The organism is Flavobacterium cupreum (assembly GCF_003996965.1).
In the GTDB taxonomy this organism is placed as follows: Bacteria; Bacteroidota; Bacteroidia; order Flavobacteriales; family Flavobacteriaceae; genus Flavobacterium; species Flavobacterium cupreum.
In genome coordinates, this window is the sequence record NZ_QWDM01000011.1 from 97,908 (window position 1) to 118,828 (window position 20,921).

A 20,921-nucleotide genomic window follows, 5' to 3' on the forward strand; every position below is an offset into this window, starting at 1 on the left:
AAATTTAAAGTTAAATTAAGATTGTTTTATATGAGGAACTTTACTATAGTTATTTTCTTTGTCCTGTTAGTTACAGGCTGTAAAATAAAGCTAAATAATAATAACAGCAAAAAAGATGTTTTTGTGGGCCATGTTGATCCTTTTATAGGAACTGGCGGTCACGGACATACGTATCCGGGTGCGACTGTTCCTTTCGGCATGCTTCAGGTAAGTCCCGATAATGGAATTTCGAGCTGGGACTGGTGTTCCGGTTATCATTATTCCGATTCTATCGTTTCCGGATTCAGTCATTTACACCTCAGCGGAACAGGAATCGGCGATCTGGCAGATATCTTATTGATGCCTGTCAATAAAAAACTCGACTTAACAACCAAAACAACTTCACGCGATCAATTACCTTATAAATCAAAATACAGTCATGTTAACGAAAAAGCAACACCGGGCACTTACCAGGTTTTTCTTGAAGATCCTAAAATCAATGTAGAATTAACTTCTTCACAACGCACCGCATTCCACAAATATACCTTTACCAAAAACGATCCGCAGTCTGTGGTCATCGATCTTGGTTTTGCCATTAATTGGGATAAAGCCGTAAAAACCGGAATTGCCATTGAAGATCAATATACCATAAGCGGCTATCGTTTCAGTACCGGCTGGGCTAAAAACCAGAAAGTATTTTTTGTGGCAAAATTTTCAAAACCAATTTCTGAATCCGTTTTACTGGCGAATAAACAAATCATTAACGGGACTAAAGCAGATGGGGAAAATACAGCCGCACAATTATTTTTTGAAGCTGCTAATACGAATGAATTATTGGTAAAAGTAGCCCTTTCTTCTGTTAGTGTGGCCAATGCCAAAGCCAATTTAGACGACGAAAAATCAACTTTTGATACTACAAAATCCCAGGCAGCTTCGATTTGGAATAAAGCTTTAAGTAAAATTGAAGTCGAGACCCCGACCGACTCCCTAAAAACAATTTTTTACACCGCGATGTTCCACGCTCAGGTTGCCCCTGTAACCTATAGTGATAAAAACGGTCAGTTTAGAAAAGAGGATGATCAGATTGCGACAGCAAAAGATTATACCGCTTACTCGACCTTATCACTATGGGATACTTTCAGGGCCGAAAATCCTTTATTGACTTTACTGGCCCCGGACAAAACTTCAGATATTGTCAACTCGATGCTGGCGTATTATGATAATAAAAAAATATTGCCGGTCTGGACGTTGTCTGCCAATGAAACCAATACCATGACAGGGTATCATTCGATTCCGGTTATTGTGGACGCATATTTGAAAGGAATCAAAGGTTTTGATGCCGAAAAAGCTTACGAAGCCATGAAAGCGACCATGATGCAGGACGAACGCGGATTGAATTTGTATAAAAAATACGGTTATATCCCGTACAATTTATTAGATGAATCTGTTACAATCACTTTAGAATATGCTTACGATGACTGGTGTGTGGCACAAATGGCAAAAGCGTTGGGCAAAAATGATGATTATCAATTTTTCCTGAAACGTTCTAAAGCCTACCAGTTTTTATTCGATGCGAAAACAGGATTCATGAGAGGAAAATCTGAAGACGGGAAGTCCTGGAACGAGCCTTTCGATGCGAAACATTCCAATCACAGGGAACATACCGATTACACCGAAGGAAATGCCTGGCAGCACAGCTGGTTTGTGCCTCAGAATGTTGAAGATTTTATAAAATTACATGGAAGCAATGAAATCTTTACCAAACGTTTAGAGCAGCTTTTTACCGAAAGTTCGGAGATTACCGGAAATAATGTTTCGGCAGATATTTCCGGATTAATCGGCCAGTATGCTCACGGAAACGAACCAAGCCATCATATTGCCTATATGTTCAATCATGCGAATCAGCCGTGGAGAACGCAATACTGGGTGCGTCATATTTTAGATACCCAATACAATACCACACCCAATGGCTTGAGCGGAAACGAAGATTGCGGACAAATGTCGGCCTGGTATGTTTTCAGTTCCATGGGACTGTATCCGATGAATCCGGCTTCGGGAGCATATGAAATAGGAAGTCCGATTTTCGAAAAAGCAACCATTCATCTTCAGGAAGGAAAAACTTTTGTCATCGAGGCAGAAAATGTTTCGGCGAAGAATTTCTACATCCAGTCGGCCACCTTAAACGGCGTTGCATTCGATCAGACCGTAATTACACATCAGCAGATTTTAAAAGGAGGGAAACTTCATTTTGTAATGGGAGCCCTGCCTAATAAAAACTGGGGAATAAAAAAATAAAAAACAGCGTAACTAACTAATAAATAAACATAAAATTAATGGACATTATTGACGTATCAATTATCGTAGCCTACATCCTGCTCTCGGTAGGAATAGGAATCTGGATTTCACGAAAAGCATCAAAAGGATTAGATGATTATTTCCTGGGCGGGAAAACCATCAAATGGTATTTCCTTGGACTAAGTAACGGATCAGGAATGTTTGATGTATCAGGAACTTCCTGGATGATTGGCGTGCTGTTTTTGTATGGCGTAAAAAGTTTTATGTTTATGTGGCTGTGGCCGATCTGGAATCAGATTTTTGTCATGATGTTCCTGGCCGTCTGGATCAGAAGATCAAAAGTAATGACGGGCTCCGAATGGATTCTAACCCGTTTTGGAAGTGACAGGGCCGGAAAAGCATCGCATATTATCGTGGCTATTTTTGCCATCATTTCGACCATTGGTTTTATTGCTTACTTTTTTGAAGGTATCGGAAAATTTGTCACCATTATTCTTCCGTGGGATTTAACCCTTCATTATGGCGATTTGATTTTGCTGACTTCAGAGCGGTCTTATGCTTTGATTATTATATTTTTAACTACAATTTACACGGTTAAAGGCGGAATGTTTTCTGTTGTAGCCACAGAAGTCGTGCAGTATTTAATTATGATTATTGCCGGTGTCCTGATTGCCGGTTATGCTTTTATCAATTATACCGATATTCAGATCAATTCGGTTATTACTGAAGAATGGAAAAATGTTTTCTTTGGCTGGCAGTTTGAAACCCAGTGGAGTGATAAATTTCAGACCTTCAATCACCTGATCGATTCTGAAGGTTATAAAATGTTTGGTGCTTTTATAGGCATGACTTTATTCAAAGGATTTTTTGCCAGTATTGCAGGCCCGACACCAAGTTATGATTTACAAAGAATTCTTTCGACCAAATCGGTCAAAGAAGCGGCCTATATGAGCGGTTTTACCAATCTGATTTTATTCATTCCGAGGTATTTGTTAATCACCGGAATTGTGGTCATTGCCCTGATGAATTTGGCACCGGAATTAAATGCCAATACTGGTTTAACCGGAGCCGATTTAGAATTACTAATGCCAAAGGTGGTGAATTTATATATTCCCGTTGGAATCAAAGGAATTTTACTGGCGGGCCTACTGGCAGCCTTCATGTCCGGATTCTCTGCTTTCGTAAATGCAGGCCCGGCGTACATTGTCAATGATATTTATAAAAAATATTTCAAACCGGTGGCTACCAATGCACATTACATCAAAGTAAGCCAGATTTCTTCTTTCCTTGTAGTGGGACTTGGGGTTTTTATGGGCTTTTTTGCAGACTCGATCAACTCGCTGACCTTATGGATTACCAGTGCTTTATACGGAGGTTACGTCGCAGCCAATTTCCTGAAATGGATCTGGTGGCGTTTTAACGGATGGGGCTATTTCTGGGGAATGTTTGCCGGATTACTGGTTGCTTCTTTTCAATTTATTTTGGGACAGAATAAAGGAAATTTCACACCCGGATCGTTCCTATATGATTTGTCGGAAGTGCAGGCCATTTATTTGTTTCCTGTCATATTTGGATTTTCTATCTTAGGCTGTCTTTTGGGAACTTTCCTGAGCAAACCAACCGATATGGAAGTCTTAAAATCTTTTTATACCAATGTAAGACCCTGGGGATGGTGGAATCCGGTCTACAGAACATTGAAATTAGAAGATCATACTTTCGAAAAAAATAATGATTTCTACAGGGACATGCTCAATTGCGCCATCGGAATTGTATGGCAGTCGAGTATGATTTTGCTTCCGATATTCTTTATCATCAAAGATTATCCAAAAGCAATCGTGGCCCTGGCCGTTTTCCTGGTGACGACAACAATTTTGAAATTTACGTGGTTAGATAAAGTTAGAAAAATAGCGGATTAGATAAAAGATGCAAGAGCTTTGTCAACGTTAAATACAGTTTGTCATTTCGACTGAAAGGAGAAATCACACACGTAACCTGACAAAGATTTAGAGATTTAGATTGTGGAATTTCTAGTGCGATTTCTCGTTCCTCGAAATGACAAAAGTGAGAGAATAAACAAACAATAAAAAAATAAAAAAATAAAAAAATGAGCACTATTCCCTGGCAAGACAGACCCGAAAACAGTAATGATGTAATGTGGAGATATTCTGAAAATCCAATTATTGACCGATATGCAATTCCTTCCTCAAACAGTATTTTTAACAGTGCCGTTGTACCTTTTGAAGATGGGTTTGCAGGTGTTTTCAGATGTGATAACAAAGCGGTACAAATGAATATTTTTGCCGGTTTCAGTAAAAATGGTATCGATTGGGATATTAATCATGAACCAATTGTAATGCAGTCGGGTAATACAGAAATGATTGAATCGGCTTATAAATACGATCCGCGTGTGGTATTTATTGAAGACCGTTACTGGATCACCTGGTGTAACGGGTATAACGGACCTACAATTGGTATCGGTTATACTTTTGACTTTAAAGAATTTTTCCAGTGCGAAAATGCCTTCCTGCCTTTCAACCGAAACGGTGTTTTATTTCCACAAAAAATAAACGGCAAATACGCGATGTTAAGCCGTCCGAGTGATAACGGACATACGCCTTTTGGAGACATCTGGATCAGTTACAGCCCTGATATGAAATACTGGGGAGAACACCGACTCGTAATGAAACCAACTCCTTTTGAAGACAGTGCCTGGCAGTGTACCAAAGTGGGAGCAGGACCAATTCCGATTCTTACCGAAGAAGGCTGGCTGATGCTGTACCACGGAGTAATCAATACCTGCAACGGTTTCCGTTATGCAATGGGAGCAGCCCTTTTGGAAACAGATATTCCTGAAAATGTAAAATACAGAACACAGCCTTATTTGTTAGGTCCGGCAGAGCTTTACGAACAGGTGGGCGATGTGCCAAATGTGGTATTCCCATGCGCCGCTTTGCATGATGTGGAAGAAGATAAATTAGCCGTTTATTATGGTGCTGCTGATACCGTGGTGGCCATGGCGTTCGGTAAATTAAGTGAAGTAATACAATTCACAAAAGATAACAGTTTATAAAAAATGACGCAAATTAAAAGCAAGTTATTGGTACTGATTGCAGGGTGTTTTTCTTTGTCTGGCTTTGCTCAGTCAGGCAAGGGGATTACACCTAAAACGTATGTGGCGTCAAAGACAGCAAATTCAATTGTAATTGATGGGGATGATTCGGATGCTGCCTGGAGTAAAGCAGAATGGACGGATCTTTTTGAAGATATCGAAAATAACGTAAAACCGAAATATGGCACAAAAGTAAAAATGCTCTGGGATGAAACCAATTTTTATATTTTAGCTAAGGTTGAGGAACCACATGTCTGGGCGAATTTAAAACAACGCGATACGATTATTTTTTACAACAATGATTTTGAAGTTTTTATTGACCCCGATAGCGACACTTTTAATTATTACGAATTAGAAATTAATGCATTAAATACCGCCTGGGATCTGTTTTTGTCAAAACCTTACAGAGAAAATGATAATGTTGTTTTAAACGACTGGAATATTCCGGGGCTGAAATCCGCGGTAAAAATCAAAGGAACGCTGAATAACCCCAACGATACTGATGAAGGCTGGGTGTTGGAAATGGCCATTCCCTGGGCATCTTATAAAACGTCTTACTTTGACAAAAATGTACCCGCAGATAAATTCTGGCGCGTTAATTTTTCCAGAGTAAACTGGCAGCACACCTTAACCGAAAAAGGGTACGAACGCAAAAAAGGTACAGATGGTAAATTTTTACCGGAGTACAATTGGGTGTGGTCGCCAATGGGCGTCATCAATATGCATGAACCGGAAAAATGGGGCTATGTTTATTTTTCTTCCAAAGAAGGAAAAGACAGTTTTACCATCCCGCAGGATGAAAAAGTAAAATGGGAACTGTACTCACTTTACAGGGCACAAAAAGAATATTATCAAAAGAACAATACATGGGCAACGTCTCTGGCAAATCTAACGAAAGAACCGATTAGCCTTGACACTAAAGTTTTAAAACCGAAACTGGAAAACCACGCCACCGGATTTAATATTGCAATAAAAAGTCCATTTTCAGATAAAACATTTATTATCAGACAAGATGGTAAAATTATAACCAACTAAACCGACTATGAAACTACCAAAACTATTACTTTTTATATGGGCTTTAAGTCTTTTTTCGTGTGCCAAAAAGGAGGAAACTACTTTTAAATTTGGGGTATGGATTACTGCCGACGCCAAAAGAACCGATGAAGAGTACGCCAAAGAATTCAAAAAATACAAAGATGGCGGTATCGATGAGGTTTTGATCAATACCAATACCGATCCCAAACTCTTAGGAAGATTAGTGCCAATAGCCAAAGAAAAAGGACTAAAAGTACACGCCTGGATTATGGCCATGAACCGCCCCAACGATTCTGTAGCCTTACAGCATCCGGACTGGTATCAGGTCAGTAAAGACGGAAAGTCCTGTTTTGACAATCGCCCTTATGTAGACTATTACCAATGGCTTTGTCCGACAAAAAAAGAATCCAGAGCGCATGTTTTGGGCCTTGTAGAAGGTCTGGCTAAAGTAGAAGGCATCGAAAGTGTACATCTGGACTACATTCGTTTTCCGGACATCTTTTTGCCGATCAGTTTACTTCCAAAATACAATTTGGTGCAGGACGAAGAATTACCGCAATTTGATTTCTGCTATTGTGACGCCTGTGTCAGTAAATTCGAAAAAGAACATCATAAAAATCCAAAAACAAGCCACAACACGGCCATTGACATGGAGTGGAAAAACTTCAGGCTAAATGCGATAAAAGCAGTCGTTGATGATGCTTATAAAATTGCGCACAAACACCATGTAAAATTAACGGCAGCCGTATTCCCTTATCCTGAAATGGCGGATCACATGGTGCGCCAGCGTTGGGATAAATGGAATATCGATGAGGTATATCCAATGATTTACCATAGTTTTTATAACGAGCAAATTGACTGGGTGGGTTATGCGACAAAACAGGGAGTTACTGATTTAGAAGGAAAAAAGACAAAAATCAATACGGGAATTTATATCCCGGGATTAAAATCAGATGCCGAACTTAAGGAAGCCATTTTACTGGCAAAAAAGAACTGTGCAACAGGGGTTTCTTTCTTTGACGGGAATGCATTATCCGATGGTAATTTAAAGACCATCGCTGCAACAAAAGCCAGTTTAAAATAGTATTTTTCCGGTATATTTCATTTAAAAAGTAAACATATGTCAAATAGAAGAGATTTTATAAAAAAAACAACTTTAGGCACACTGGCCCTAAGTTCGGTTTTAGGCTATAGCGGATTTGCAAAAAATAAAGAAGAAGAAACAGAAATAGAAAATCCAATAAAAAAGCAAAAAAAACCGGTGATCATTTCAACATGGAACCATGGTTTACCTGCCAATCAGGAAAGCTGGAAAGAATTACAAGCCGGAAAATCAGCCTTAGACGCCATTGAAGCCGGTATGAAAATTCCTGAAGCAGATCCGAATGTCCGAAGTGTTGGTTATGGTGGATATCCGGATCGCGAAGGGAAAGTAACTTTGGATGCCTGCATCATGGACCATAACAGCAATTGTGGTTCGGTTTGTTTTCTGCAAGGCATTATGCATCCGATTTCGGTAGCCAAAAGAGTATTGCAGAATACACCTCACGTGATGCTGGCCGGACAGGGCGCACTTCAGTTTGCACTGGCCGAAGGTTTTAAGGAAGAGAATCTACTGACGCCGGAATCTGAAAAAGACTGGAAAAAATGGCTGGAAGATTCCAAATATAAACCGGTTATCAATATAGAAAATCACGATACCATAAGCATGCTAATGTTAGATAAAGACGGTAATCTGTCCGGAGGCTGTACCACAAGTGGAGCTGCCTGGAAGATGCACGGTCGCGTCGGTGACTCCCCAATCATCGGCGCGGGTCTTTTTCTTGATAATGAAGTAGGAGCTGCTGCCGCAACGGGTTTAGGTGAAGCAGTAATCAGAACTGCCGGAAGCGCCATGGTAGTCGAATTGATGCGTCAGGGAAAATCACCTTTTGATGCCTGCAAGGAAATTACAGAACGTATTTACAACAAACATAAAAACCATAAAGACATGGAATACCTGCAGGTCGGATTTATCGCCCTGAATAAAAACGGGGAACATGCCGGTTACAGCTTAAGATCCGGATTTAACTACGCCGTTTCTGACGAGGAAAAAGGACACCGAATGGAAGATGCGAAGTTTAAAATGTCGTGGGATAAATAATACCTGTTTGTCATTTCAACCGAAGGAGACTCGAGCGATGCGAACAGGCGAAGTAAATCACACTAGGTGATCGACAAAGTTTGACGATTTGTTATAAAGGCACTTGTTATGTCATTTCGACGTAAGGAGAAATCACATCCAGAGAGCGACGTACTGTATGTCTTCACTTTATGTGATTTCTCCTTACGTCGAAATGACAAGCAGAAAATAAATTTTAAACACATAGAAACATAGATTTTTTCTCTCACAAAGATTTAAATAAAGGCCATACCATTTTTTAGACTTTTAAAATCTATCCCGATAGCTATCGGGCTATGTGTTCAAATAAAAACAAAGATGAAAAAAACAATATCCATAGTATCATTATTCCTTACTACAATGCTGACGGTTAACGCACAGGAAAAAGTTCCCTTTTGGCAGAATGAAAAAATAAACGAAGAGAACCGGGAGCCCATGCATGCTGCTTATTATGTTTTTGAAAATGAAGCACTGGCTGCTAAAAATGACTGGAAAGAATCTAAAAACTACCTCAATCTAAACGGGACCTGGAAATTTAAATACGTCGACAGCCCGGGTAATTTACCAACGGGATACGAAAACAGTACTTTTAATGATGCGGCCTGGGATAATTTCAGAATTCCGGCAAGCTGGGATGTAAACGGCTACGGATATCCGGTGTATGTCAACACCACTTATGATTTTGATTATTTAATGAAACCCAATCCGCCGTTTGTTCCCACAAGTTACAACCCGACGGGAGTGTACAGAAGAGAAATTACGATTGATAAATCATGGGAAGGAAAAGATATTTTTCTTCATGTGGGTACCGCAAAATCAAATCTTACGGTTTGGGTCAACGGGGTGTATGTGGGCTATGGCGAAGACGGAAAATTACCTTCTGAATTCAATTTGAACAAATATGTAAAAACCGGTAAAAACAACATCGTTTTAAAAGTAATGAAATGGAGTGACGGTTCGTATTTAGAATGTCAGGACATGTGGAGAATGAGCGGAATCACCAGGGATTCTTATCTGGTGGCCCGAAACAAAGCGCACTTAAAAGATTACGAAATTATTCCCGATCTAGATGCTTCCTATGTAAACGGAACGCTTAAAATTGCTACGGAATTTACAGGCTTAGATAAAAAAGAAGGCTATACTTTAGAGGTTCAGTTAAAAGACGGTGCTAAAATCGTCACTTCAAAAAATATTTCCGCTTTAAGCGAAAAACAAACTTTTGATTTCGCGGTAAACAATCCTAAAAAATGGAGTGCTGAAATTCCGAACCTGTATCAGGTCCATTTTATTTTAAAAGATAAAAAAGGAACAGTGGTCGAAGTCATTCGTCAGAATGTGGGTTTCAGGAAAGTAGAAATCAAAGGCGGACAGCTTCTGGTAAACGGAAAAGCCATTTACATAAAAGGGGTAAACCGACATGAAGTGGATCCGGTAACCGGACAAACGATTTCAAGAGAACGCATGGAAGAAGATGTTAAATTAATGAAAGAATTTAATATCAATGCCGTGAGAATGTCCCATTATCCAAACGATGAATATTTCTACGAATTATGCGATACCTACGGCATTTATGTGGTTGATGAAGCCAACATAGAATCACACGGAATGGGCTATGATATTACCAAAACATTAGGCAACAAACCCGATTGGGAACTGGCACACATCCAGCGCATGCAGCGTATGATCGAAAGGGATAAAAATCACACCTCGGTAATTATCTGGAGTATGGGGAATGAAGCCGGAAACGGTTATAATTTTTACAGAGGTTATCTGTGGATTAAAAACAGGGATAAATCAAGACCGATTCAGTACGAAAGAGCGACTGCGGGAGCCTGGGACGGAAAAGACCTGAAATTTGAATGGGACTCTGATATTATCGATCCGATGTACAGTTCACCCAACAAAATGGAAGAATACATTCTGGCCAATCCAAATCCGTCACGACCTTATATTCAGTGCGAATATGCACACGCTATGGGGAATTCCATGGGAAATTTTAAAGATTACTGGGATGTGATCCGTAAATACCCAAACTTTCAGGGAGGATTTATCTGGGACATGATCGATCAGTCGGTGTATAAAACAACAGCTGATGGCACCCGTATTTTGGCCTACGGTGGCGATTTTGGACCAAAAGATGTAAAAAGTGACAACAACTTCGTGAATAATGGCGTTTTTACAGTAGACAGAAAACCAAATCCGCATGCCTTGGAAATGCGAAATGTAATGCAGAATATCCTGACTTCCTGGGATAATCAGGCCACTGCAACGATAAAAGTCTACAACGAATTTTCATTTAAAGACTTAAGCAATGTAACCTTGCAGTGGACGTTGTTTTTAGACGGAATCAAGCAAGACACAGGCGTTATCGATTATCTGGCCATTGATCCCAATCAATCAAAAACCTATACGTTGCCAATTAAAGTAGGAGACAAAAAATTTCAGGAAGCTTTTGTAAATATCACCTATCACTTAAAACAGGACGAGCCGTTTTTGCCAAAAGGTTTCCAAATTGCGACAGAGCAATTAGCTTATAAAGGAACATGGAAAAGTGATATTAAAATTGAAGGTACAGGAAAAATTGCAGTTGAGAAAAAAACAAACAGCACCGTATTTAAAAGTGATAAAGCGACTATAACTTTCGATAAAAAGACAGGATTTCTGAATGGGTATATATTCAATAACGAACCTGTTTTAAAAGACGGCTATCAATTGCGTCCCAACTTTTGGAGATCCCCAAATGATAATGATTTCGGAGCGAATCTTCAGATACAACTAAAAGCCTGGAAAGATGCTACAGAGAATCCTGTATTGGTAAACTGGGTGTATTCCGTTACAAAAGACAATACCATTTTAGTAAAAGCAACCTATAATCTGCCAGCCGTTTCTTCGACTTTAGAATTAAATTATGAAATTAACAGCAACGGAGAACTAAGCGTAAAAGAACAGCTGAACATTGATAAGACAAAAGAAACTCCTGTATTGCCAAGATTTGGGATGGAAATCATTTTGCCGAAAGATTTCAGTACGCTGAGCTATTACGGAAGAGGGCCGCACGAAAATTATATCGACAGAAATTACAGTGCACAGGTTGGTCTTTACAATCAAACGGTTTCAGAGCAATATTATCCGTACATCCGTCCGCAGGAAACCGGAAATAAAACGGATGTTCGCTGGCTCGAGCTGTCAAATGAGAAGTTGAAAATAACGGTTACCTCAAATGAGTTACTGGCGACAACGGCTTTGCACTTTTTAAACGAAGACCTGGATGACGGACTGCAAAAAGACCAGAGACACGCTGCCGAATTGAAAGAAAGAGATTTAACCACTTTAAAAATTGATTACAAACAAATGGGCGTTGGCGGTATCGACAGCTGGCAGGCATGGCCAATGGAGAAATATCTCCTGAGAGACAAAACCTATCAGTATCAGTTTAAAATAACACCATCCCTAAAATAATTCATTATGAGGATATTAAAACCATTCCTTGTCATACTCTTCCTGGCTGTTTTAAGTTCAGGTTACAGTCAGAAAACCTATACCGAAAAAGATATTCAAATCATTCCGAAACCCACACAGCTGGTGGTAAAAGAAGGTGTTTTTAAATTTTCCAAAGAAACTAAATTTGTGGTCAGCGGTGATTTTCAAAAAGAAGCCTCCAGTGCTTTAATTCAGAAATTTGAAACCGCTGCAGGCTGGAAACCTGAAATCGCCACTGCCATTCAGGCGAATAACTTTGTACAATTCAAAGTTGATCCGGCTTTAAAAAATGAAGCGTATATTTTGGACGTAAATTCAAAAAGCATCACTATTACTGCGAAAGGAAATGCCGGTTTTATTTACGGCCTGGAAAGTATCAGGCAATTACTTCCCGAAGCGATAGAAAGTCAGTATGTGGTGACTTCTGCCAGATGGGAAATTCCGGCTGTTACCATAAATGACCAGCCGCGTTTTCAGTGGAGAGGACTCATGCTGGATCTGTCACGCCATTTCTTTGATAAAAAATATATCCTGCAGACTATCGACCGTCTCGCTATGCACAAAATGAATGTGCTGCATTTGCATCTGGTAGACGATCAGGGCTGGAGAATCGAAATAAAAAAATACCCGAAACTCACAGAAGTAGGAGCCTGGAGAGTAGATCAGGAAAACACAAGCTGGAATGCCAGACTTACCGTAAATCCGGATGAAAAAGGAACTTACGGCGGATTTCTGACTCAGGAAGAATTAAAAGAAATCGTAAAATATGCCGCCGCCAAAAACATCGAAATTATTCCCGAAATCGAAATGCCGGCACACGTCAGCAGTGCGATTGCTTCTTATCCTGAACTGGCGTGTTTCGATCAGCGTATCGGAGTTCCGTCAGGCGGATTATGGCCTATTACCGATATTTATTGTGCCGGAAAGGAATCGACTTTTGAATTTTTACAGAACGTAATCGATGAGGTCATTGCCATTTTTCCTTCCAGATACATTCATATCGGAGGCGACGAAGCCACCAAAACCAATTGGGAAAAATGTCCGAACTGCCAAAAAAGAATGAAAGACAATGGTTTGAAAAACACCCACGAATTGCAAAGTTATTTTGTAAAAAGAATGGAGAAATACATCAATTCGAAAGGCAAAAAAATCATTGGCTGGGATGAAATATTAGAAGGAGGTTTAGCTCCGGAAGCAACCGTGATGAGCTGGAGAGGAACACAGGGCGGTATCGATGCGGCAAAACAAGGTCACGATGTTATTATGACGCCGGAAACGCCTTGCTATTTTAATTTTTACCAGGGCCCGCAAAACGAAGAACCCATTGCTTTTGATGCCTATAATCCACTCAATGAAGTGTACAAATTTGATCCTGTTGTTCCCGGAATGACGCCTCAGGAAGCGGCACATGTATTAGGCGGACAAGCGAATTTATGGGCAGAGCATTTACCGGGGCCAAAAAATTCCGAATATATGATTTTTCCAAGATTAGCCGCTTTGTCTGAAACCTTATGGAGCACGAAAGAAAGTCGCAATTGGGTAGATTTTACCGGAAGATTAGCTTCATTATTAAGACGTTATGACCATCTCGGAATCAACTATGCAAAAAGTGCTTATCTGGTGACGGCCTCATCAGCGGCAGACATGTCTCAGAAGAAAATTAATGTGACTTTAAAAAATGAATTTCCAAACCCGGATATCCGTTATGTTTTAGGCAATAAAAATATCGATCATAATGCCTTAAAATACACAAGTCCGATTGCGTTTACCGAAACAACGGTTTTAAAAGCATCCTTATTTCAAAATGATAAACCGGTTGGAAAAACGTTCACAGACAGCATCGTATTCCACAAGGGAGTGGGACGTAAAGTGAATTATCTAACGCCTTTTAATCAGAATTACAAAGGAGACGGCCCTTTTCAGATGGTCAATGCCATAAGGGGAAGCAAAAACTTCCATGACGGGCAATGGCAGGCCTGGCTGGTCAATGATATGGAACTTGTCGTTGATCTTGATCAAGTCGAAAGTATCGAAGAAGTAACGATCGGAACGCTCGAAAGCCAGGGCGCCGGGGTTAATTTTCCCCTATTCCTGAAAGTGCTGGTATCCAGTGACGGCATCAAATACAAAGAAGTTGGAAAAATAGCGCGTCCGTATGCTGTAAATCCTGCTTCGGAACTGAAAGATTTTAAAATCAGTTTTGCGAAACAAAATGCCAGATATGTAAAAGTAATCGCAGGCAATTTAAAAAAGAGCCCGAAAGGAGAAAGCTCGTGGTTGTTTGTCGATGAAATTTTAGTGAATTAAAAGAATAAATAAAACATGATAAATAGAGTAAAAATGAAAAGAGGAATATTCATAATCGCCATTTTATTTTCGGTTCAAATGTTTTCACAAGCCATTTACGAAGATGAAAGATACGTGCCGGAAACCGATCCGTTGGTATTAAAAAATTTAGACACCTGGAAGGGCGAAAAATTTGGTCTGCTCATGCACTGGGGAACATACAGCGAATGGGGAATCGTAGAATCCTGGTCGATCTGCCCGGAAGATTATGGATGGTGTGAACGTAAAAAAGGAAGCAATCCGGGTAATTACAACGCGTATGTAAAAGAATACGAAGGCCTGAAAAAAACATTCAATCCGATAAAGTTCGACCCTGCAAAATGGGCCAAAGCCGCTAAATATGCCGGAATGAAATACATGGTTTTTACCACGAAACACCATGACGGTTTCAATATGTTTGACACCAAATACTCCGATTATAAAGTAACAGACGCCGGATGTGCGTTCAGTACAAATCCAAAAGCGAATATTGCCAAAGAAGTTTTTAATGCTTTTAGAAACGAAAACTTATCCGTTGGGGCGTACTTCTCCAAACCGGACTGGCATAACGAAAATTACTGGGATCCGTACTTTCCGCCATTCGACAGAAATGTAAACTACGATCCGGCATTATATCCGGAGAAATGGCAGAAATATGTTGATTTCACGCACAACCAAATCTTAGAACTATTATCCGATTACGGTAAAATTGATATTTTATGGTTAGATGGCGGATGGGTGAGAAAAAGAGACCAGCAAAACCTAAAAGAAAACTACGACGAAAAGTTTGCTGAAAACGAATCCAAAAATGGTTTTATCAAACACAGGGTCGTAGATCAGGATCCAAAAATGGATGAACTGGTTGTAAAAGCACGTCAAAAACAACCGGGATTAATCGTGGTCGACAGAGCCGTACACGGAAAAAACCAAAACTATTTAACGCCGGAAAACCGTGTTCCGGAAAAAACATTGCCTTATCCATGGGAATCCTGTATTACTTCCGGCGGGGGATGGTCGTATAGTCCGGGTGCGAAATACATGACCGGAAGAGAAGGAATCCACATGCTGATTGATGTTGTGGCAAAAGGCGGAAACTTATTATTGAATGTGGCTCCAAGCCCCAAAGGCGAATGGGAGCAGGGGGCTTATGATTTACTGCAGGCCTATGGCGACTGGATGAAAGTAAACAGTTCCGGGATTTATAATACCAAACCAATCGAGCCTTTCAAGGAAAATAACATTTGCATGACGCAAAATAAAGCCGGAAACGTATTCCTGTTTTATCTGGCGAAAGAAGGAGAAACAAAAATTCCTGCGGAAGTGGTGGTAAAAGCAATCAATCCTAAAAAAGGAACCAAAATCACCATGTTGGGTTCAAAAACAGCCTTAAAATGGATCAAAGAAGCGCAGGGATTCAAAGTTGTAATTCCGGAAAGCTTAAGAAATAATTTACCAGCAAAAGAAGCCTGGACGTTAAAAGTGGAAGCCATTAACCGATAGCAATTAGAATATGGTTTTAAATAAAAGGATCACAATACAAACAGCATGTTTTTTTTACATGCTGTTTTTTAGCATAGCTGTTTTTGCACAGCAACCGGCAGATTTTGTAAATCCGTTTATTGGAACTTCAAATTACGGAGCTGCTTTTCCGGGACCGATTGCGCCAAGAGGAATGGCGAGTATTAGCCCGTTTAACGTAGCCGGATCGCAGAATAAATTAGAAAAAGACAGTCAGTGGCTGTCTAACCCATATGTAAAAGAAAATACATTCCTGACCGGATTCAGTCAGGTCAATTTAAGTGGAGTAGGTTGTCCCGAATTAGGGGTTATATTGTTAATGCCAACAACAGGAGCCGTAGAAATCAATCATCTCACTTACGGCTCCACCTACTCAAACGAAGTGGCTAAGGCCGCTTACTACAGCGTCAATATTGACAAATACAACGTAAAAGCAGAATTTACGGCATCAAAAAGAGCAGGGGTCAGTAAATTTACTTTCCCAAAAGGAAAATCGAATGTGCTTTTAAATCTTGGTCTGGGTTTAACCAACGAAGAAGGAGCAATGGTAAAAGTAGTGTCTCCCTCAGAAATTGAAGGGATGAGAAGTGTCGGTTCTTTTTGTTATAACAGTCCCGAAGCGGCGTATCCGGTCTATTTTGTGGCGAAATTTTCTAAACCCGCCGACCAGTTTGGCGTTTGGAAGAAACCATCAAAATATGAAGGCACAGAAGCCCAATGGATGACCTATAACGGGAAAGCCAGAATGATGGAAAACACCACCAAAATGGTCGTTGGGGACAGCATCGGAACTTATTTTTCGTATCAGTTTGACAAAGAAGAAACCGTTGAGGTGAAAATTGGGGTTTCGTATGTAAGCATCGAAAATGCCCGTGAAAACTTAGAAAAAGAAACCGGAAATAAATCCTTTGAAGCGGTTTATAAAGAAACCTATGATGAATGGAATACCGAACTTTCGAAAATTCTGGTCGAAGGCGGATCAACAGAAGGTAAGACTATTTTTTACACGGCGCTGTATCATACTTTAATTCATCCCAATACTTTAAATGATTATAACGGTGAATATCCGGAAATCAAAAGAGGGAAAGTCGGGACAACCAAAAATACCCGTTACACCGTATTTTCATTATGGGATACATACCGGAATCTGCATCAGCTGATGGCTCTGGCCTATCCGCAGCAACAGTCGGATATGGTGAAAAGCATGCTCGAAATGTATGATGAAAACGGCTGGTTGCCAAAATGGGAATTAAATGCAACGGAAACGTTTACCATGGTCGGAGATCCCGCCAGTATTGTGATTGCAGATACCTACTTAAAAGGAATCCGTGATTTTGATGTTCAAAAAGCGTACGGCGCCATGCTGAAAGGAGCAGATCAGGTCGAAAATAATCCGTTGCGTCCCGGACTGAAAGAATATATCGAAAAAGGCTATCTGAGCACCAATCACCGTGGACCGGTTTCTACTACACAGGAATACAACGCGTCCGATTATTCGATTGCTCTTTTGGCGAAAGCCTTAGGCAAAAAAGAAGACGAGAAACGTTTTAAAAACCGTTCCCTATCGTACCGAAAATTATTCGATAAAAATTTAAAATTACTGCGCCCGAGAACGGCAGACGGAAAATGGTACGAACCCTTTGATCCTGTTGCCGGAGCTAATTTTGAAGAAAATATTGGTTTTATAGAAGGGAATGCCTGGCAATATGCTTTTATGGTACCGCATGATATCAGGGGACTGATACAATTAATGGGTGGTGAGAAGGCGTTTAGCAGCCAGTTGCAAAAAGTATTTGACAGCAAACAATTTGACATGGCCAACGAACCCGACATCGCGTATCCGTATTTGTTCAATTATATCAAAGGCGACGAATGGAAAAGTCAGGAAATGGTCCAAAAACTTGTGAGGAACTATTTTCAGAATCAACCCAAAGGCCTGCCCGGAAATGACGATACCGGAACCATGTCGGCCTGGCTGGTGTATTCCATGATGGGAATTTATCCGATAGCACCCGGCGATCCGGTCTATACGATTACCACACCGATGTTTGATAAAATAACGATTCAACTGGATTCAAAATATTATAAAAATAAAAGTATTGTAATTGAAAGGGAAAAAAATACCGATGGCAAAATCAAAACAATTGAATTAGACGGAAAAAAACTCCCGGGTTATTTTATCTCTCATGATGATTTTGTGAATGGAAAAACACTAAAAGTGATACAAAACTAAACAACACAACTATGTTAAGATTAAGAATGAAAAAAACAGCCATTATTTTCGTAATGGCTTTTAGTTTTTACAGCGAAGGGTATGCACAGAAAAAATTACCGTATCAGGATGCAAAAACACCTGTTGAAGATCGTGTAAAAGATTTGTTAGGCAGAATGAGCCTGGAGGAAAAAGTACGGCAGATGGACATGTACAAAGGCGAATACTTCAAGGAAAAAGAAGATTTTTCCAAATCAAAGTCCGATGTTAAGATTGGAAATTTAGGAATCGGGGCAATCCATGACATTTACCCACGATCGGCAAAAATGATCAACGATTTGCAGAGCGAGGTGATTAAAAAGAACAAATGGGGAATTCCGGCACTTATTATGTGTGAGATGCTGCATGGCTATTTGGATGACGGAAGCACCGCTTTCCCAATGAATATTGGTCTTGGAGCCACCTGGGATACCAATCTTATCGGTAAAGTCGGGCAAGTTATTGCGACCGAAGCCAGAGCACACGGCGTACATTTTGGTTTAGGTCCAAATTTAGATTTAGGCCGCGAACCACGCTGGGGAAGGGTTGCCGAAACTTTTGGTGAGGATGCCTATTTAAACAGCGAAATTGGTCTGGCCTTTATAAAGGGAATGCAGGGTGATGATTTAAAATCAGACCGTTCTATAATTGCAGAACCGAAACACTTTGCGGTACACGGGATTCCGCAGGCGGGAGGAAATTCTTCGCCGATTTTAGTGGGAGAACGTTCGGCCCGTGAAGATCATCTTCCGTCGTTTGAAAAAGCATTCAGAAAAGGCGGTGCTTTAGGAACCATGTGTGCCTATTCGGAATTAGACGGAATTCCCTGCGCGGCAAACCACTGGCTGCTGACAGATGTTCTTCGAAAAGAATGGGGGTTTAAAGGAATTGTGGTTTCCGATTTAGGAGCGATCAAATACCTTCAGACTACGCATAATGTGACCGATTCTCCAAAAGAAAGTATTCGTGTAGCCATTCAGGCTGGTGTCGATATGCAGTTCTATGATTTTACGAACGAGTTCTGGCAAAAAACAGTGATTGAACTGGTGAATGAAAAAAAACTAACCATGGACGATATCGACCGTGCTGCGGGAGGTGTTTTGCGTCTGAAATTTTTACTGGGATTATTTGAAAATCCTTATACGGCAACGAACTTAATCAAAGACCGTTTTCATACCAAAGAAAATCAGGCTGTTGCTTTAGAAGCAGGACTTAAATCGATGGTTTTGCTGAAAAACGAAAACAATACGCTTCCTTTAAATAAAGATATCAAAACAGTGGCCGTGATCGGTCCAAATGCCAATGCCTCGAGATTAGGCGGATATGCCGTAAAAAACAAAATCGGAACTACGGTTTTAGAAGGGATCAAACAAGTGGCAGGTGCCAAGACAAACGTAATTTATGAGGAAGGTGTACCGCTGATCGTAATGGGACAGGTCATTCCGAAAGCCTATTTGCTGACGCCGGATGAATCTCAAAACGGATTAAAAGGAGAATATTTCAATAATAGAAATTTAGAAGGAAGCCCGGCACTGACCCGTATCGACAGTCAGTTGGAATTCGACTGGCCGTGGTCTCCGGGAGACGGCGTTGCAGATGATGATTTTTCGATTCGCTGGACGGGTTTTATAAAATCGGAAAAAGCATTTGACGGCTGGCTGGGGCTAAGTTCCGATGACGGAATCAGAATGTGGATTGACGATCAGCTGGTGATTGACAACTGGACCAAAGGAGCCACGAATATGGTGACCACGCCCAAAAATATCGAAGCCGGTAAAAAATACAAAGTCCGCATAGAAATGTGGGAAGGAGGCTGGGGAGCCAGAGCCCACCTGCGCTGGAATTTAGAAAGAGTGAATTTACAGCCTGCGATCGATGCTGCTAAAAAAGCCGATGTTGCTATTGTGGTTTTAGGAGAATCGAACGAACTGGTAGAAGAAAACAGGGATGTAGCTTCTTTGGATTTACACGGCATGCAGCAGGAACTGATAGAAGCAATTCAGAAAACAGGAACTCCGGTCGTTTGTGTATTGTTAAACGGCCGTCCGCTCTCCGTAAACTGGATCAGCGAAAATATTCCTGCTATCGTAGAAGGCTGGTTTCCAGGTGAAGCCGGAGGGAAAGCCGTAGCCGATGTGCTGTTTGGAAATTACAATCCCGGCGGAAGACTGCCAATTACATTTCCTAAATCTGTCGGGCAGCTACCTATATATTACAACCAGAAACCATCAGCGATTCACCGATACGTGAGCGAAAGCGAAAATCCGCTTTATACTTTCGGATATGGGTTAAGTTACACGACTTTCGAATATTCAAATCTTACGTTAAGCAATAAATACATTAAAAGTACCGGAGAACTTAAAGTTACCGTAAATGTAAAAAATACCGGAAATTATGATGGAGATGAAGTAGTACAATTGTATATCGATGATGTATACAGCAGCGTCACTACTCCGAAGAAAACATTGAAGGGGTTCAAAAGGGTATTCATTAAAAAAGGAGAAACCAAACAGGTAGAATTTGTTTTAACAGCTGACGAATTAAGTCTGTGGGACAAAGAAATGAAAAGCGTGGTGGAGGCGGGTGATTTTGAAGTTATGGTCGGCGGAAATTCAACAGATCTGCAAAAACAAAGCTTCAAGGTCATCAATTAATAGTTGTATTGAAAAAAGAGGATATTCAATGATTTAAGTATTTCGTAAAGAATACGTTTAAGAATTTGAAGAATCGTTTGGATTAATAACATGTTATGGTTGAAAAAGTAAGGA

Annotated in this window: 11 protein-coding genes; all 11 read left to right on the plus strand. The window is 40.4% G+C overall.

Annotated features, from left to right (window positions below):
- Positions 1-30 precede the first annotated feature (30 nt).
- The 11 genes from D0817_RS16880 (at position 31) to D0817_RS16930 (ending at position 20,807) form a co-directional block, all read left to right on the plus strand.
- Positions 31-2,274, plus strand: coding sequence for a GH92 family glycosyl hydrolase (locus D0817_RS16880; protein WP_127339550.1), 2,244 nt, complete (start codon positions 31-33; stop codon positions 2,272-2,274).
- Positions 2,275-2,312: 38 nt separating this feature from the next.
- Positions 2,313-4,190, plus strand: a complete 1,878-nt coding sequence (locus tag D0817_RS16885) for a sodium:solute symporter family protein (RefSeq protein ID WP_127339551.1) — start codon at positions 2,313-2,315, stop codon at positions 4,188-4,190.
- Between the two features lie 188 nt (positions 4,191-4,378).
- Complete coding sequence (locus D0817_RS16890; RefSeq protein ID WP_127339552.1) at positions 4,379-5,344, plus strand: glycoside hydrolase family 130 protein; 966 nt, start codon at positions 4,379-4,381, stop codon at positions 5,342-5,344.
- Positions 5,345-5,347: 3 nt separating this feature from the next.
- Positions 5,348-6,418, plus strand: coding sequence for a carbohydrate-binding family 9-like protein (locus D0817_RS16895; RefSeq protein ID WP_127339553.1), 1,071 nt, complete (start codon positions 5,348-5,350; stop codon positions 6,416-6,418).
- Between the two features lie 7 nt (positions 6,419-6,425).
- Positions 6,426-7,502, plus strand: a complete 1,077-nt coding sequence (locus D0817_RS16900) for a putative glycoside hydrolase (RefSeq protein ID WP_127339554.1) — start codon at positions 6,426-6,428, stop codon at positions 7,500-7,502.
- Positions 7,503-7,538: 36 nt separating this feature from the next.
- Positions 7,539-8,561 carry an isoaspartyl peptidase/L-asparaginase family protein gene (locus D0817_RS16905; protein WP_127339555.1) on the plus strand — a complete coding sequence of 341 codons (1,023 nt, stop codon included), beginning with the start codon at positions 7,539-7,541 and terminating at the stop codon, positions 8,559-8,561.
- A 336-nt stretch (positions 8,562-8,897) separates the two neighbouring features.
- Positions 8,898-12,038 (plus strand): beta-galactosidase, LacZ type, encoded by a 3,141-nt coding sequence (lacZ, locus tag D0817_RS16910; protein WP_127339556.1) that lies wholly within the window; start codon positions 8,898-8,900, stop codon positions 12,036-12,038.
- Between the two features lie 6 nt (positions 12,039-12,044).
- Positions 12,045-14,366 (plus strand): beta-N-acetylhexosaminidase, encoded by a 2,322-nt coding sequence (locus D0817_RS16915; RefSeq protein WP_127339557.1) that lies wholly within the window; start codon positions 12,045-12,047, stop codon positions 14,364-14,366.
- Positions 14,367-14,399: 33 nt separating this feature from the next.
- Entirely contained in the window at positions 14,400-15,884 is a 1,485-nt protein-coding gene (locus tag D0817_RS16920) for an alpha-L-fucosidase (protein ID WP_127339558.1), read from the plus strand.
- Between the two features lie 58 nt (positions 15,885-15,942).
- Entirely contained in the window at positions 15,943-18,135 is a 2,193-nt protein-coding gene (locus tag D0817_RS16925; RefSeq protein ID WP_238160898.1) for a GH92 family glycosyl hydrolase, read from the plus strand.
- A gap of 11 nt (positions 18,136-18,146) precedes the next feature.
- A complete protein-coding gene (locus D0817_RS16930) occupies positions 18,147-20,807 on the plus strand; it encodes a glycoside hydrolase family 3 N-terminal domain-containing protein (protein WP_127339560.1) in 2,661 nt (886 codons plus the stop codon).
- Positions 20,808-20,921: the final 114 nt, after the last annotated feature.

Bases quoted from the DNA above. Each gene is read 5' to 3' on its own strand.
- D0817_RS16880 (WP_127339550.1), top strand. From the start codon at position 31: ATGAGGAACTTTACTATAGTTATTTTCTTTGTCCTGTTAGTTACAGGC.
- D0817_RS16885 (WP_127339551.1), top strand. From the start codon at position 2,313: ATGGACATTATTGACGTATCAATTATCGTAGCCTACATCCTGCTCTCG.
- D0817_RS16890 (WP_127339552.1), top strand. From the start codon at position 4,379: ATGAGCACTATTCCCTGGCAAGACAGACCCGAAAACAGTAATGATGTA.
- D0817_RS16895 (WP_127339553.1), top strand. From the start codon at position 5,348: ATGACGCAAATTAAAAGCAAGTTATTGGTACTGATTGCAGGGTGTTTT.
- D0817_RS16900 (WP_127339554.1), top strand. From the start codon at position 6,426: ATGAAACTACCAAAACTATTACTTTTTATATGGGCTTTAAGTCTTTTT.
- D0817_RS16905 (WP_127339555.1), top strand. From the start codon at position 7,539: ATGTCAAATAGAAGAGATTTTATAAAAAAAACAACTTTAGGCACACTG.
- lacZ (WP_127339556.1), top strand. From the start codon at position 8,898: ATGAAAAAAACAATATCCATAGTATCATTATTCCTTACTACAATGCTG.
- D0817_RS16915 (WP_127339557.1), top strand. From the start codon at position 12,045: ATGAGGATATTAAAACCATTCCTTGTCATACTCTTCCTGGCTGTTTTA.
- D0817_RS16920 (WP_127339558.1), top strand. From the start codon at position 14,400: ATGAAAAGAGGAATATTCATAATCGCCATTTTATTTTCGGTTCAAATG.
- D0817_RS16925 (WP_238160898.1), top strand. From the start codon at position 15,943: ATGCTGTTTTTTAGCATAGCTGTTTTTGCACAGCAACCGGCAGATTTT.
- D0817_RS16930 (WP_127339560.1), top strand. From the start codon at position 18,147: ATGTTAAGATTAAGAATGAAAAAAACAGCCATTATTTTCGTAATGGCT.